This is a genomic window from Actinophytocola sp., assembly GCF_036402745.1.
Taxonomy (GTDB): Bacteria; Actinomycetota; Actinomycetes; order Mycobacteriales; family Pseudonocardiaceae; genus Actinophytocola.
Genome location: NZ_DASWSJ010000288.1, coordinates 1 through 13,598, shown reverse-complemented (window position 1 = coordinate 13,598; position 13,598 = coordinate 1). Strand labels below are relative to the sequence as shown.

The 13,598-nt window shown below is 72.2% G+C and carries 10 protein-coding genes and 1 pseudogene; 1 reads left to right on the top strand and 10 read right to left on the bottom strand.

The features are described from left to right. Window positions 1-22: 22 nt before the first annotated feature. Window positions 23-1,285 carry a hypothetical protein gene (locus VGD70_RS27300; protein WP_331086249.1) on the bottom strand — a complete coding sequence of 421 codons (1,263 nt, stop codon included), beginning with the start codon at window positions 1,283-1,285 and terminating at the stop codon, window positions 23-25. Window positions 1,286-1,578: 293 nt separating this feature from the next. On the opposite strand from VGD70_RS27300, the gene VGD70_RS27295 reads away from it, so the two are divergent. After that, the gene (locus VGD70_RS27295) at window positions 1,579-4,344 is read left to right on the top strand and encodes an AAA family ATPase (RefSeq protein WP_331086248.1); all 2,766 of its coding nucleotides are present in this window, start codon (window positions 1,579-1,581) and stop codon (window positions 4,342-4,344) included. Between the two features lie 3 nt (window positions 4,345-4,347). Here VGD70_RS27295 and VGD70_RS27290 read toward each other — a convergent pair whose 3' ends face one another. The 9 genes and pseudogenes from VGD70_RS27290 to VGD70_RS27250 form a co-directional block, all read right to left on the bottom strand. Continuing rightward, entirely contained in the window at window positions 4,348-5,844 is a 1,497-nt protein-coding gene (locus VGD70_RS27290) for an NADase-type glycan-binding domain-containing protein (RefSeq protein ID WP_331086246.1), read from the bottom strand. Further along, window positions 5,841-6,380 (bottom strand): phage tail protein, encoded by a 540-nt coding sequence (locus VGD70_RS27285; RefSeq protein WP_331086244.1) that lies wholly within the window; start codon window positions 6,378-6,380, stop codon window positions 5,841-5,843. Before VGD70_RS27285 ends, VGD70_RS27290 begins: the two co-directional genes overlap by 4 nt. A gap of 157 nt (window positions 6,381-6,537) precedes the next feature. Then, complete coding sequence (locus VGD70_RS27280; RefSeq protein ID WP_331086243.1) at window positions 6,538-8,490, bottom strand: putative baseplate assembly protein; 1,953 nt, start codon at window positions 8,488-8,490, stop codon at window positions 6,538-6,540. After that, window positions 8,490-8,894, bottom strand: coding sequence for a GPW/gp25 family protein (locus VGD70_RS27275; RefSeq protein WP_331086241.1), 405 nt, complete (start codon window positions 8,892-8,894; stop codon window positions 8,490-8,492). The genes VGD70_RS27280 and VGD70_RS27275 overlap by 1 nt, the downstream gene beginning before the upstream one ends. A 14-nt stretch (window positions 8,895-8,908) precedes the next feature. After that, a complete protein-coding gene (locus VGD70_RS27270; RefSeq protein WP_331086239.1) occupies window positions 8,909-11,248 on the bottom strand; it encodes a phage baseplate assembly protein V in 2,340 nt (779 codons plus the stop codon). Beyond that, window positions 11,245-12,102, bottom strand: coding sequence for a hypothetical protein (locus VGD70_RS27265; RefSeq protein ID WP_331086237.1), 858 nt, complete (start codon window positions 12,100-12,102; stop codon window positions 11,245-11,247). Before VGD70_RS27265 ends, VGD70_RS27270 begins: the two co-directional genes overlap by 4 nt. Continuing rightward, complete coding sequence (locus VGD70_RS27260; protein WP_331086235.1) at window positions 12,099-12,560, bottom strand: phage tail protein; 462 nt, start codon at window positions 12,558-12,560, stop codon at window positions 12,099-12,101. The genes VGD70_RS27265 and VGD70_RS27260 overlap by 4 nt, the downstream gene beginning before the upstream one ends. 18 nt (window positions 12,561-12,578) lie before the next feature. After that, window positions 12,579-13,049 (bottom strand): phage tail protein, encoded by a 471-nt coding sequence (locus tag VGD70_RS27255; protein ID WP_331086233.1) that lies wholly within the window; start codon window positions 13,047-13,049, stop codon window positions 12,579-12,581. Between the two features lie 11 nt (window positions 13,050-13,060). After that, window positions 13,061-13,598 (bottom strand): annotated as a pseudogene (locus tag VGD70_RS27250) (hypothetical protein); the annotation flags it as partial.

The window sequence follows — 13,598 nt, the reverse complement described above, 5'->3', positions numbered from 1 at the left end:
TCAACACCGCTCTGTTGACCGCTCAACGCACCAGTGCCGCGGTGAAGTCTCCTTCCGGAGTGCAGGACCGGTCCGCGTTTCCGCAATAGACCGCCAGGGTGATCCTCTCGCCGGGTTCGGCCAGCGGCGGGTTGGAGAAGGTGTGCCGCACACCCGCGCCGCCGAGCGCGGCCAGGTCGACGTTCGCGAGGACGGTGTCACCGTGCCGCACCTCGACCCGACCGGTGTCGCCGGCCGGACCGCTCAGCACCACCGAGAGCACCCGCAGCCGTCGCTGCGCGGGCACCACGTAGGAGAACAGCTGTGGCCGGCCACCGAACCCCGGCGAGGCGTCGGCGCGGACGACGAACGGGGTGGTGACGGTGGTGGACCCGGCGGTGGACCCGGTGTTGCCCCGGGTGCTGCCGCCGGCGCCGCCGGTCGCCGAGCGGGGCGCGCTCGTGCGCGCCGGTGCCGAGCTGCTCGTCGTCGGCGCCGACGGGGTGGTCGAGGTCGCACTGGCCGACATGGGCACGGTCAGCGGCGCCGGCCCCGCGATCGACACCGGCCGCTGCCGCAGCAGTGCCATGATCAGGATTGACGCCAGGATCACCAGCACCAGCAACGCCGACAGCAGCCAGAACAACCGGCGCGGCACGAGCGCCCGCTGCACCATGGTGGCGTCGACCGCCACCGGCTCGGCCCCCGGCGCGAGGACCTTCACCTCGAACGGCATCGACCGGTCGGGGCCCTTCCAGAAGTACTTGCGTGGCTTGGCCTTGATCCGCACGAACGTGGCACTGCCCGGTGTCAGCCGGGGCGCCCTCGGCCGGACGCGGAAGTCCAGCCGCAGATCGGGGTCGGTGGCGACGACCTCCACCCCGTGCTCGTGGTTGCCGAGGTTGTCCACCGCGAGGGTGTGCCGGCCGGCGCGCCGGCCGGTCGAGGTGACCGGCACGGCCTGGGCGACGACGTCGGTGAACTTCTCGACGATCACCACGCCTTCCTGCACCACCGACCCGCCGGGGTCCTCCCGCGAGGACGCCTGGAGGGCGAACGGGTGCCGGCCGGCGAGCACGCCGGCGGCGCGGGGCGGGTTGAACGTCAGCTCGACGCTGACCTCCTGGTTGGGCATCAGGTTGACCCGCGCCGGCTTGACCTGCGTCCAGTCCGACACGTCCCCGCGCACGGCGAACACGAACTGGTCGACCACGACCGAGTTGTTGCGCACCAGCACATGGCAACGGCCGGCCCCACCGGGCGCGACCGTGACCTCGGTGACGCGGAGGATCGCGCTGACTGCCATGTCGACAGCATGCGGGAACACCGGCACCGGGTCAGCCGGGCGACGGACAGCTCGACGGACCGGCCGCGGCGACACCCCGGGGCAAGGCGCACTGCCCTGGCTGCCGGTCCTGACCCGGCCCCGCCGTCGGGCGCAATCACTCAACCGGAGTAGCCTGGTAACCACGAATCCACGGTAGAAGCACGATGCCGTAACGGATTCCGCATCGGCTGTGCGCTTCGCCCATTCCGCACCGTCCGCGGTGGGCGAACTGCCTCATGACAGTGCCGACCCACGCTCGCAGACTGGCAGTCGTGATCAAAGACCCTGCCGCTGTCCCCCTTCCGCGAAGACATCGCTCGCCCGAACGGCCGGACGGGTTGCTCCGCCGGGAGATACCGCTCGGCAAGCTGGCCACGATCACCTCGTCCCGGGTGGCACAGGTGGTGGCGCCGGCCGGTGCGGGCAAGACGGTGCTGCTGCGCCAGCACGCCGCCCGCACCGGCGACCCGCTGGTGTCGGCGAGCGGCGACGGCTCGGCGGCGGGGTTCACCGGCCGGCTCGCACGGCTCCTCGGCGGTCCGGACGCCAGCACCGGGGTGGCGGCCGTGCTGGACCTGCTCGACGTCGGGTCGGCCCGGGCGCCGGTGGTGCTGCACGTCGACGACGTCGACCAGCTCACCGGCACGCCCGCGGAGTCCGCGCTGGCGGAGCTGATCCGGGACGCCCCGGCCGCGGTGTCGTTCGTCCTCGCCGGCCGCGACACCCGGGTGCCGGCCCTGCGCGGCATGGCCGTGCCCCGCGTCGACTACGCGGACCTGCGGATGCGGACCTGGGAGGTCGAGGAGCTCTTCCGCACGGTCTACCGGGTCCAGCTCACCCCGGAGACGGCCGCGGCGCTGTGCACGCGGGTCGAGGGGCTGCCCATGGCGATCCGGTTGATGCACCTGGAGACCGTGCTGATGCACGACGCCGAGCGCACGGCCACGTTCACCAGACCCGCCATCGGCTCCGCCAGGGTGACCGAGTTCCTCATGACCCAGGTGCTCGAGCCGCTGCCGGCCGCGCTGCGTGAGTTCGTGGTGGACGCGGTCCCGCTCGGGGTGCTCGACGGCGCGTTGTGCGACCTCGCGCTGGACCGGGCGGACAGCCAGTCGGTGCTCACCGAGCTCGCCGCCCGGCAGGCGTTCACCTTCCCGGTGGACAACCAGAGAGGCGCCTACCGGTTCCACGTACTGCTGCAGCAGTACCTCGAGCAGCTGCTCGCCGAGCGGCTCGGCACGCACCTGACCCGCCGCGCGTACCGGACGGCGGCGGTGCACCTGAGCGCCGCCGGCCACTGGCCGGAGTCGTTCCGCAGCCACGCCCGTGCGGACGACTGGCTGAGCGCTTCCGAGGTGCTGCACCGCTTCAGCGCCCACTCCAGTGGGCTCGGGGTGTCCAGCCAGCTGCCGGCGATCCTGTTCGACGACGATCCGTGGGTCGCCCTCGCCGACGCCCGGCGGTTACGCGGGCAGGGCAAGTTCGGCCCCGCGTTCGACCGCTACCTGGACGCGGAGGACCGGCTGACCGACCCCCGGCTGCGCTGGCAGTGCTCGTTGGAGCGGTCCGCGGTCGCGACCTGGCTCGGGTCCGGCGACCGCGTCGGCGACCCGCTGGTCGACGACGTCAGCGCGTACATCGCCGAGGCAGGGCGCAGCAGCCCGGCGCGGTTGCTGGCCCGCGGCGTGCCCGCGCTCACCCCGTCGTGGACCATCGCGCGGATGGTGGCCGCGGTGCTGGACGGCGACCCCGCGCTCGTGCTGAGCCTGTCCAAGGAGCTGCCCGACGACCGGTCCTCGTTCGTCCCGCTGGCCGGCCGGATCACCGCGGAGGCGGTCGCGGCCATGGCGCTGGGGCAGGGCAGTGTCGCCGGGTTCGTCGAGCTGGCCACGGCCGCGGAGCGGACCGGGTGGATGTGGCTCGCGCGGCTCGCCCGTGCGTCGATGTCACTGGTGGACGCGGACCGGATCGCCGAGGCCGAGACGGTCCTCGACGAGTGCCGCGACAGCGACGACGACTGGGGTGCGCTGATCGCCGGGTTCGTGCTGACCATCGCGAAGCTGCGGTTCGGGCCGGACGCCCTCGACGTGTTGCTGTTCCTCCTGGAGCTGACCGCGCGGCACGGCATGCGGGTCCCCCAGAGCTGGTTCACCAAGTTCCTGTGCGACGAGCTGGCGCGGCTGGGTGACCCGCGGCTGGCCCGGTACCAGGCGGAGCTGGACCAGCTGCTGACCGATCCCGCGCTGCGGCGCACCATCCGCCATCACGACAGCCTGCTGGTCGTGTTCCGCGCGCCGATCCGGCCGCCGGCGCCGCCGGCGCTCACCGCGGTCGAGACGCCGGCCGCACCGGTGGCGGTGCGCTGTCTCGGCCGGTTCGCCATCACCGTGTCCGGCGCCGACGTCGAGCTGGGCGGGCTGCGCGCGCAGGCGCGCGTGGTCCTGCGGGTGCTGGCGATGAACTGCGGCCAGCCCGTGCACGACGAGCGCCTGGTGACCGCACTGTGGCCGGACTCGTCGCTCAAGCAGGCCAAGCACCGGCTCCACGTGGCCATCTCCAGCCTGCGCACGCTGCTGCACGACCGGCTCAACGACAGCGACGACACCGCGTACGGCATCGTCCGGCACGGCAGCGCCTACCTGCTCCGGCTGCCGCCGGGGAGCGCGGTCGACCTGATCGAGTTCGCCGGCGCGATGGACCGGTGGCGGGCGACCACGAGCACCGACGCCGGCTACCGGGTGCTCGACCTCTACGGGGGTGAGCTGCTCGTCGAGGAGGGCCCGGCCGAGTGGGTGCTCGCCCGCCGGGAGGCGGTCCGGAGCCAGGCGGTCGGGGTCGCCGTCGCGCTGGCCCGCCGCGCACTCGACCGCGGCGACGCGGGCGCCGCGGTCGAGGCGTGTGAGCGGGCGCTGGCCATCGACGAGCTGGACACCCGCAGCTGGATGATCATGTCGGAGGCCAGGGACCGGGCCGGCAGCCACGCCGCCGCGCTACGCATGCGGCTCGCCTGCCAGACCCTGCTCGCCGACGACGCGTGAGCGTCACTTGAGTGCGAAGAACTCGATCTCGCTGATCGCCACCGTGGCCGCCTCCGCGCCGCCGTAGACGTCGGCGACGTCGACGGTGACCGAGCTGATCAGGGTGGTGTTCTTGAGGTCGAGCGTCTGCTCGCGGTTCGTGTCCTGGGGCAGGACGTTCTCGCTCTTCCTGGTGTTGTAGGTCAACCGGAGGATCGAAGGGCGCCCGTTGGCCGCGAACGCGTCGCTGGCGCCCGCGTGCAGGATGATGCTGCGCAACAGGTAGCTGTCGGCGAACCGGAAGGTCACCGACACCCGCCGCTGGCCGAAGTCGGCGGACCAGTACGTGTTGTCGTAGGTGTCCCACATCAGCTCCGACTTGTGCCCCGGCAGCGCCCCGGTCGCGTTGACCGCGATCGGCCGGATGGGCTCGAGTGTGGGCACGACCTTGCGGTACAGCGCGACCGCGTTGTCGCGCACGGTCGCCCGCAGCGGCGGGTACACCGCGAAGACCACCGTGAGCAGCACGACGAAGACGAGCAGCACGGCACGGACCCGGCGCAGCCCGAGGTTTCTGAGGAAGGCACGGTGTTCCCGGGTGCCCTTCTGGCCGGGCCGGGTGCCGGCGGGATGGTGCTTGCGCCGCCGGAACAGCCGGCGCCACCACTTCTCCCGCACCACCCCGGCGTCGGCGAGGGTCTCCCCGCACCGGCTGCAGAAGTTGCGGGTCTCCGCGTTGCCCTCACCGCAGGTCGCGCAGACCAGGTCGCCGGGCTCCAGCCGGCGGCTCGGCTTCGTCCGGACGACCGCCCGGGTCTTCTTGATCACCGGCGCCGGCTTGACCTCCGGCGGGTTCTCGTCGAACCGGTTCGCCGCGGCCCCGGCGACCGGCACGGCCAGCGCGGCCACGAGGGTCGGGTCCGGCGCAGGCTTCTCCTCGACCTGCGTCGCTGCGGCCGGCTTCACGCCGGGCGGCGGCGGTGGCGCTTTCGCACCTGGCGGCGGAGGTGGCGCCTTCGCACCAGGTGGCGGTGGTGGCGCTTTCGCACCAGGCGGCGGTGGGGCCTTCCCGCCAGGTGGCGGTGGTGGGGCCTTCCCGCCAGGAGGCGGCGGTGCTTTGGCGCCCGGGGGTGGTGGTGGCGCTTTGGCACCCGGTGGCGGGGGCGGCAGTTTCGCGCCGGGCGGCGGTGGGGGTGGTTTCGCGGCCGGCGCCGCCGGGGTCGCCACCACCTCCGGAGGTGGTGGCGGCGCCGACTCGCCGGCCCAGGACGCGACCGCGGTCACGGTCGACCGTCGTGGCTCCACAAAGGTCCGGTTGGGCAGCCAGGACGTCATCCTGACCCACCCGCGCCGCCACCACGGCAGCCGCACGGTCGGGGTCGACGGTGGCTCCTCCACCACGACCACGACCTCCGGTGGCGGGGCCAGCTTCTCCCCGTTCCACTCGAGGAACCGGCCGCAGTCCCCGCAGAACGCGCTGACGTCGTCGTTGTGGTTGCCGCACATCGTGCAGACGATCACGGGATCACCTCCAGGCTGTGCACCACGTGCACCGGTTTCGCCGCTCGGATCACGGCCTCGACGGCGGCCTCCGACACGGCGCCCACGTACCGCGGCCGCACCTGCACCCGCACCCAGTGCTCGACATCGGTCGGCGGGTCCGGCCGGGGCCGCACGGACACCGACACCCCGCCGCTCTCGACGACCGCCACGTCACCGTCGACGACCACGTCGAGGTGACGGCGCAGGCCGGCCATCGTGCCGCGCATCCGGAACAGGTCCACCGCCTCGGCGATCACCGCGCGCCGCGCGCTCAGCGGCCAGCTCTCGTCGAGCACCACACCGAGCCAGCTGGCGAGCCAGCGGACGAACGGCTCCGGCGCGAGCAGCGGGTCGATGTAGGCGTGCACGCAGTCGATCGGGTTGACCATGGTCGCGAGCACGTCGTCGAAGGCGGCGGTGAACCGGACGGCGAACGGGTCGTCGCCGAACACCGAGGGCAGGTAGCGGATCAAGGGGTACGGGCTCGGCAAAGTGGCCGGCAGAGTGGTGGTCATGACTGGTCCGCCTCCCCGGAATCAAAAGTCGTGGTTGCGTTGGGGGACGGAAGGTTCTGTTTGGTCACGTGCTTGTGGCTGGTTTGCGTCACGTTCCCCTGAGGTGCGGTTGGGGAGACCGGGGCCTGGTGTGACCTTGAGGTCGACACAAGGGGGGTCATGACCGCTCCACCCGGACCTGGTGGTCGTAGGAGTAGGCGAGGCCGCCCATCCCGACCGGCAGCCTGGTCACCTCGGCGCCGCGCTCCCCGGTGACCGGGTTGGCGCCGTACATCCGCAGGTCCTCCACCACGTCCACGCCGCGCACGGACTGGAGCAGCGCGAAGATCTCGCCGTGGCTGACCCGCCGGCCGAACGGCCAGCCGGTGCCGTCCTCGCCGCCGGTCAACGGGTTGAGGAACGCGTACAGCCCGGCCAGTGCCCGTTCCCTGATCTCGTCGGGGTCCAGGCGGGTGCGGGCCACCAGCCGCGCGACCACGGTGATGCCCCGGTACCTCGGCGGCTCGACCATCACCCGGGTGCCGACGAGCCGCACGTCGTCGAGGCGGCTGCCGATGCGTTCGAGTGTGTCGGCCGAGGGCACCAGGTCCGCGAACGGGATCCGGCCGCCCCGCTGCGCCGCGGCCGGCACCACCAGGACCTTGACCGCGCCGTGCGAGACGTCGTCCTCGCCGGCGGTGAGGCAGTGCACCCGCGCCACCTCCGGCGCGGCCTCGCGGGCGATCGCCTCGTAGTCCTCGGCGGTGACCGCGCGGCTGCGGGTCCGCAGCATGATCGGTCCGCGGGCCTTGGCCTCGTCGAGGGTCTCGCCGTCGACCCCGCCGTGCGCCGGGTGCAGGTTCACCACCCCGGACACGAACGGGATCGAGCTCTTGAGGGTGTTGATCGCGCGGCGCGCGACGTTGCCCCGCACCCCGCCACCGCTGTAGTACCGGCTCATCCGGATCACCGCGCCCGGCGGCGGCACCGCCCCGTACTGGCGCAGCGCGCGGTCCTCGGTGCGCACCGCGGGCCCGAACTCGACCTCGCCGGCGACCCCGTCGACCACGATGTGCCGGTCGTCCGGCTTGCTGGCGGCGAAGTTCTCCACCTGCGTCCAGCGTTCCCACCCGGTGTCGGTGCCGACCTCGACGGCCGCCTCGAACGCGCCGGCCAGCACCGGGGTCCGCGCCAGCCGGTAGCGCTGCCCCGGGATCCCGTCCGACTCGCCGACCTCCTCGAACTCGTGGATCTCGGCGTGCACCGCCTCGGTGGCGCCACCGACCGTGCCCGCGGCCAGGCCGCGCACGATCGGCGAGGCGCTGTAGGTGGGTTGGCCAGGCAGCGGCTCGATCACCCGAACCCGCAGCCAGCCGGCCCGTTGCTCGTCGATGAGCCGCACCTCGTGGGTCGGTGGGACGTGCACCACGACCCGGCCGGACTGGTTGAGCCCGCCGGTCTCGTCCGTGGTGACCTCGCACTCGGTCCAGCCGGCGCCGGTCCACGCCTCCCACACCAGCGGCGGGTGCTGCGGGTTGACGCCAACGCCCTCGGTCACGCCGTCGAAGTCGACGCGGACCGCGCAGCCCGGCGCCGGGTCGCGCAGCCCGATCAGCAGCGCGTCGTCGAGCCGGGGCGGCTCGCTGAACGCGGCGAACGTCTCACCGAGCTCGAACGCGGTGGTCTCGTTCTCACTGCCGACACCCTCGGTGGTGATCCGGCGGACCGCGCTGATCCCGGTCGGCACCACCGTCAGGTCGGCCATGGTGGAGAACACCACCGCCTCGTCGCTGTCGGTCCGCGTGGTCGCGACCTTCGTGCCGGCCCGGATCACGAGGGGGCTGTGCGCCGGCGTGGACAGCCAGAAGGTCACCGGCACCCGCGCGGGCGTCGGCGGCAGCATCCGCACGCCGAGCAGCTCGAGGAACTTCACGTAGAGCCGGTCCGGCACCCGGTTGAGCCGGTAGCACAGCTGCTCGGTCATGAAGGCGAACGTCTCGATCAGGGTGACCCCGGGGTCGGACACGTTGTGGTCCGTCCACTCGGGACACCGGCGCTGGACGTACCGCTTCGCGTCGTCGACGAACTCCTGGAACCGGCGGTCGTCGAGCTCAGGGGCGGGCAGAACCATCAGTCGCTGCCTTCCTCGGGAATCGTGTAGAAGGGGAAAACCAGGTTGCGTTGGTCGTTCTCGCCCTTGATCACGTAGGTGATGTCGATGTACAGCAGGTTTTCCTGACCCTGTGCCGGGCGCACCGTCACCTCGAAGACGGCTGATCGCGGCTCCCACATCGCGAGGCTCTCCCGCACCTCGTGCTGGATCCGGGCGAACACGAGGTCCGAGGCCGCCTCGTAGACGAAGTCCCGCAGCCGCGAGCCGAACTTGGGCCGGAACGGCCGCTCACCCGGATACGTCGACAGCACCAGGCTCATGGCCTGCTCCAGCTTGCGGGTGCCACCGACGGTGGCGATGGTGCCGTTGGCCGTCACGTCGAACGGGAACGACCAGCCTCGGCCGACGAAGTCATGCTCCACTGTGGACTCCAGGGTCAGAGAGGGATGGGCACGCCGTTGACGAGCGGCAGGCCGAGCAGGTTGATCGTCGGCGCCTGGATCGTCACCGCGGTGGTGGACTTGATGATCAGGTTCATCCCGCCGTCGATCATCATCGTGCCGCTGGCACCGGCGCCGATGTTGACGAACCCGTTCTGTGCCGAGATGTTGATGTTCGGCACCGGCATGGTGGTCACCCCGGGCACCGGCGCCGCGCTGATGCTCACCCCGCCGTTGACCTGGTCGACGGTGACGCCGATCTCGCCCTTCTGCGAGCCGAGCCGCACCGCCGAGCTCAGCGGCGGCACCATCGAGGGCGTCGCCGCGGCGGCCGGCCCGGTCCCGCCGCCGGCGTCGAGCCCGGTCGAGATGCCGGCCGCGCCGGCCACCTCGGGCACGCTCGGCGGTTCGAGCGGCGGCGGCACGTCGTAGAACACCAGAGCGTTGCCGGTGCTGGAGACGATGCCCCGGTGGTGGATCTCGGTGAGCATGCCCGGCGCGAGCACGCTGCCGTCGAGGGACTGGGACACGTCGTTCATCACGCTCGCGCCCGCCTGGGAGCCGATCGCCCCGCCGATGAGGCCGCCCGCCGGCCCCAGCAGGGCGCCGCCGATCGCCGCGCCGGCCAGCTGACCCGCGATCATCGCGCCCGCCTCGCCGAGCCCGGCGAGGCCGCCGGCCGCGATCGGGCCGGCGGCGGACACGTTCCACTGGGTGAGGTTGTTCATCATCGCGCCGAGCACGTACGGCCGGCGCGGGTCGCCGAGCTCGAAGGACAGCAGCACCTCGTCGCCGACCTCGGGCATGAACATGGCGCCGCCGCGCTGGCCCGAGCAGAACTGCACGTTGGGCGCCCAGTCGGTCTCGAAGTCCGGGGCGAGCCACGGCAGCGTGACCTTGACCCGGCCCTTGCCGAGCGGGTCGGCGCAGTTGCTCACCACCCCGCAGACCACTCCGTCGATGGTGGCCCGGTGCGCTGGCCGGGCGGCCGACTTGCTGGTCAGCCCGAGCATCGTGCGGTCCTGGCCGCCGTGTGCGGAGAACACCGTGCGGTAGCCGTGTTCGCTGTCGTCGAAGATGTGCCTGGCACGGGAGACCCGCCACTGACCGGCGAACGGGTCCGGCACGCCCTCGACGGTGAGCATGGTGCCCGGCTGGATGGCGGGGTCGCCCTTGGCCGCCCCCTCCGCCTCGGCGTAGGTGCCGCCGAGCGCGGACCCCAGTGCGGCCGCGACCATCGGTCCGGTGGTCGCCATGGTCGTCGCGTCGGCCAGCGGGCGGTCCACCATCACGTGCGCGGTCCGGCTCGGCGCCGGCCCCAGGTAGCCGACCGGGGAGCCGACGACACCGCCGAGCCCGCCGCTCGCCATGCCGGCCGCCGCCTCGGTGGCCCGGCTCACCCCGGCGGTGACCGCCGCACCGGCCGCGCCGCTGATGTCACCGGCCAGCAACGCGTTGCCCACCGCGGCCAGCCCCGTGGAGAACTGCCCGCCGAAGTTGGCCGGGCTCGGCGGCGGGCCGGCGGGCAGGTTCGCCGGCTGCGCGTACGCCTGGCGCGTCATCGGGTCCCAGACCCGCACCTCCACGTCGGGTGTCAGGTTGCCGGCGGTGACCCGGGGCCGGAAGCTCAGTAGCGAGGCCGGGAACGACACGGTCGCGCCGGTGGCCGCCGACAGTGCGGCCGACGCCATGCTGATCGCCATGCCCTTCAGTCCCCCGCCGGCGGACGCGAGCGAGTCACCCGACGGCCGGAAGTGGAACAGCCCGTTCGTCACCCCGACCTCGTAGCCGATCTCCTTGGCGCGGGCGGAAAGGAACTCCCAGTCGGTCTGGTTCACCTGCGGCAGGTAGGCGTGGGTGGTGGCGGTCGGGACGATCATGCCGATGCCGAGTCCGGCCGCGACCGCGAGCTGGCGCGCCACGTCGGCGTCGGTGACGTTGAGGAAGCTGCGGCTGCGTCTTGCGCGCTGCAGGCGATGCGCGCCGGAGTAGCCACGCACCACGGTCTTCACCGTGAGCCCGTCGATCAGCCCTTCGATGGAGGTGACCTCGGCGACGATGAGCGGCTGGCCGACGCCGGCGCCGTTCGCGGCACCGCCGACGACCGTGAGCTGCGACCCGATCTGGATGCCGGACAGGCGCATCGTCGCGCCGTCACTGTCCAGAAAGGTCACCTCGGCCATGCCGGGCAGCAGCACGTCGTTGTCCACCACCACCCGCGTGATCCGGCTGTCCACAGCGGACTGCAAGGGCGTGGAGTTCACCAGCACCGTCGCACGCACGGACGGTTCCGCGTTCGCGACGGGGTTGGGCGAGAACATCCCGCTGATGGTCATGTGTCGGCCTCCACGTCGAGCTCGGTCGGTCCCGGCAGGTGCAGCATCTGACCCGACCGGACCCGCAGCGGGTCGTCGAGCCCGTTGGCCCGCGCGACCGCCCGCCACGCGTTGGGCGTGCCGTACTTGGCGGTCGCCACCCCGACGACGCTCTCGCCGTCGGCGAGCAGGTGCCGGGAGCGGCCGGGCACGCCGCCGGAGGACGGGTTGGTGAAGGGCGGCTCCGGCTCGTACATCTCGAGCGTCATGTTGACCTTCGCCATGACGGGCATGCCGGTCCAGTCGAACCTGGTGTAGGTGGCCTTCACGTCGGTCAGCTGCACCTTGGCGCCGCCGCCGGCGGGACCGCCGATGCCCCACATGAACAGCAGCACCGGCAGCTCGTAGACCTTGACCATCGAGAACCCGCCGATGCCGGGTGTTCTGGTCAGCGGCGTGCTGGCGGCGGCCCCACCGACCACCGAGGCGGCGGTCGACGCGGCGCTCGACGCGGTCCCGGCCGCCGCACCGAAGGCGGCGCCGGCGATGTTCCTCAGCGTGAGGCTCGGCGCGGGCTCCGCCCACTCCATCAGCGTGTCGACCGACGACCGGGTGCTCAGCGCGCCGATGAGGCGGGCGTCCTCGAGCTCGAACTGGATCGGGCCGGTGGTCTTCACCGTCTGTGCGAGCGCGTTGTTGATCGTGCCGTTGTTGCCCTGGCTCTTGGCCTTGCGCTTCACCTTGATGGTCTTGGGGTTGATGTCGAAGATGACCGGCATGCCGAAGCTCTCGGGGACCAGCATCGCCTTCGCGTTGCCGGACGCCATGCTCCCCGCGGTCAGCGCGACGCCGGCGACCCGGGAGAAGACGCTCACAGGAACCCCTCGTGTGCGAGCTCGAGCTGTTCGACCGCCACGTTCTTCGAGCTGGCCGAGAGCGTCGGACCGGTCCAGCCGGACGGGTAGACGTTGCGCAGCGTCCAGGAACACACCGCCTGCCAGGCGGCGTCGAGCAGGGTGATCGTGGCGGTCCCGGCGCCGGCGAACATCTGCAGCGGGCTCGGCAGCGAGCCGGGCTGGCTCCAGGGGCTCAGCTTGTCGGCCAGCCAGGCCCGCACCGCGGGCGAGGCGGCGGCATCCACCGCGCGTTCCAGCTTGACGCGCCCGTACTCCACGTCGGCGAACAGGATCCGCTTGTGGCTGTAGTCCCCCGGGTCGAACATCTCCTCCAGCTTCACCTTCACCTCCAGGCCCTTGCACGACGACCAGCTGCCCAGGTCGATCCCGTCGACCTGCACGTGGAACCGCATTTCGAGGCCGAGCGCCTGTGTCATGGCGTCCTCCTTTCCTGCTCAGCGACCGAACCGGGCCGCGGGCACGATGAACCCGGAGTAGACGATCTCCAGGGTCTCCACCGCGACCTTGGACGTGCTGGCGTCGAAGTCGCTGATGCTCCAGGAGATCGGGAACATCTCCCGCAGCGTCCAGACGGCCACCGGCGCGCCGGCGGAGGTGAGAATCGAGATCCCGCCCTCCTCGGGGATCCCGCCGCTCGTCTTCACCTCCGCCAGCCATTCCTGCACCGCGGCGGTGCCCGTCTCCTCGGCGGCGCGGCTGATCTTGAGCCGGTCGTACTTCGGCACGGCCGCGTACTTGAAGTACTGGTCGGAGTCACCCACCCGGTGGTCGGCCAGGTCCCACTTCACCGACAGGCCGGACACTTTTGTCCACGACCCCAGGCTGCGCGACCCGGCGGTCAGCAGGAAACGGTGCGACATGGCGAGATCGAGCCCGACCGCGCCCTGTGTGCTCGGTTGTGTCATCGCCGCGCTCCTCAGCCGAGGTCCATGAGTGAGCCGGACCGCTCGCGCTCGACCAGGATGTCGAACCGCAGTCGGGCGGAGAGCTCGTTGTAGATCCGGTTGGCCATCTCCGTGAAGTGGTCGACGTCGTCCAGGTCCATCCACCGTCGGGGCGGGTCGTCACCCAGGAGTTCGAGGATGTCCTCCAGTGTCCACTGTGGATGTTCTTCGGTCGGGTCGTCTGGCGGCTCGACGTAGGGGTGGTCGGGTGGTTCTCCACCGCCACCGCCGTTGTCACCGCCACCGTCACCGCCGTCACCGCCGTCACCGCCGTTGCGGGCGGTCGCCAGCCAGGACAGGAACCCGGCGACGCCCGCGGAGGTGTCCACCTCGCTCAGGTCGACGACCTGTCGGTCATCCGGGACCAGGTTGACGGCCGGTCGGGTGGCGTACCTGGCCGGCGCCAGCTGCACCAGGGATGGTGGCGTCGTGGCGGGTTCCGGTTCGTCGCGCGTCGGGTTGGCGGTCGCTTGCCTCGGCCGGGCGACCGGGCGGACGGCCGATGGTGAC

What these genes read in the sequence shown, in the direction of transcription:
- VGD70_RS27300 (WP_331086249.1), bottom strand. Translation starts at nt 1,285, where the DNA reads ATGGCAGTCAGCGCGATCCTCCGCGTCACCGAGGTCACGGTCGCGCCC.
- VGD70_RS27285 (WP_331086244.1), bottom strand. Translation starts at nt 6,380, where the DNA reads ATGACCACCACTCTGCCGGCCACTTTGCCGAGCCCGTACCCCTTGATC.
- VGD70_RS27280 (WP_331086243.1), bottom strand. Translation starts at nt 8,490, where the DNA reads ATGGTTCTGCCCGCCCCTGAGCTCGACGACCGCCGGTTCCAGGAGTTC.
- VGD70_RS27270 (WP_331086239.1), bottom strand. Translation starts at nt 11,248, where the DNA reads ATGACCATCAGCGGGATGTTCTCGCCCAACCCCGTCGCGAACGCGGAA.
- VGD70_RS27260 (WP_331086235.1), bottom strand. Translation starts at nt 12,560, where the DNA reads ATGACACAGGCGCTCGGCCTCGAAATGCGGTTCCACGTGCAGGTCGAC.
- VGD70_RS27255 (WP_331086233.1), bottom strand. Translation starts at nt 13,049, where the DNA reads ATGACACAACCGAGCACACAGGGCGCGGTCGGGCTCGATCTCGCCATG.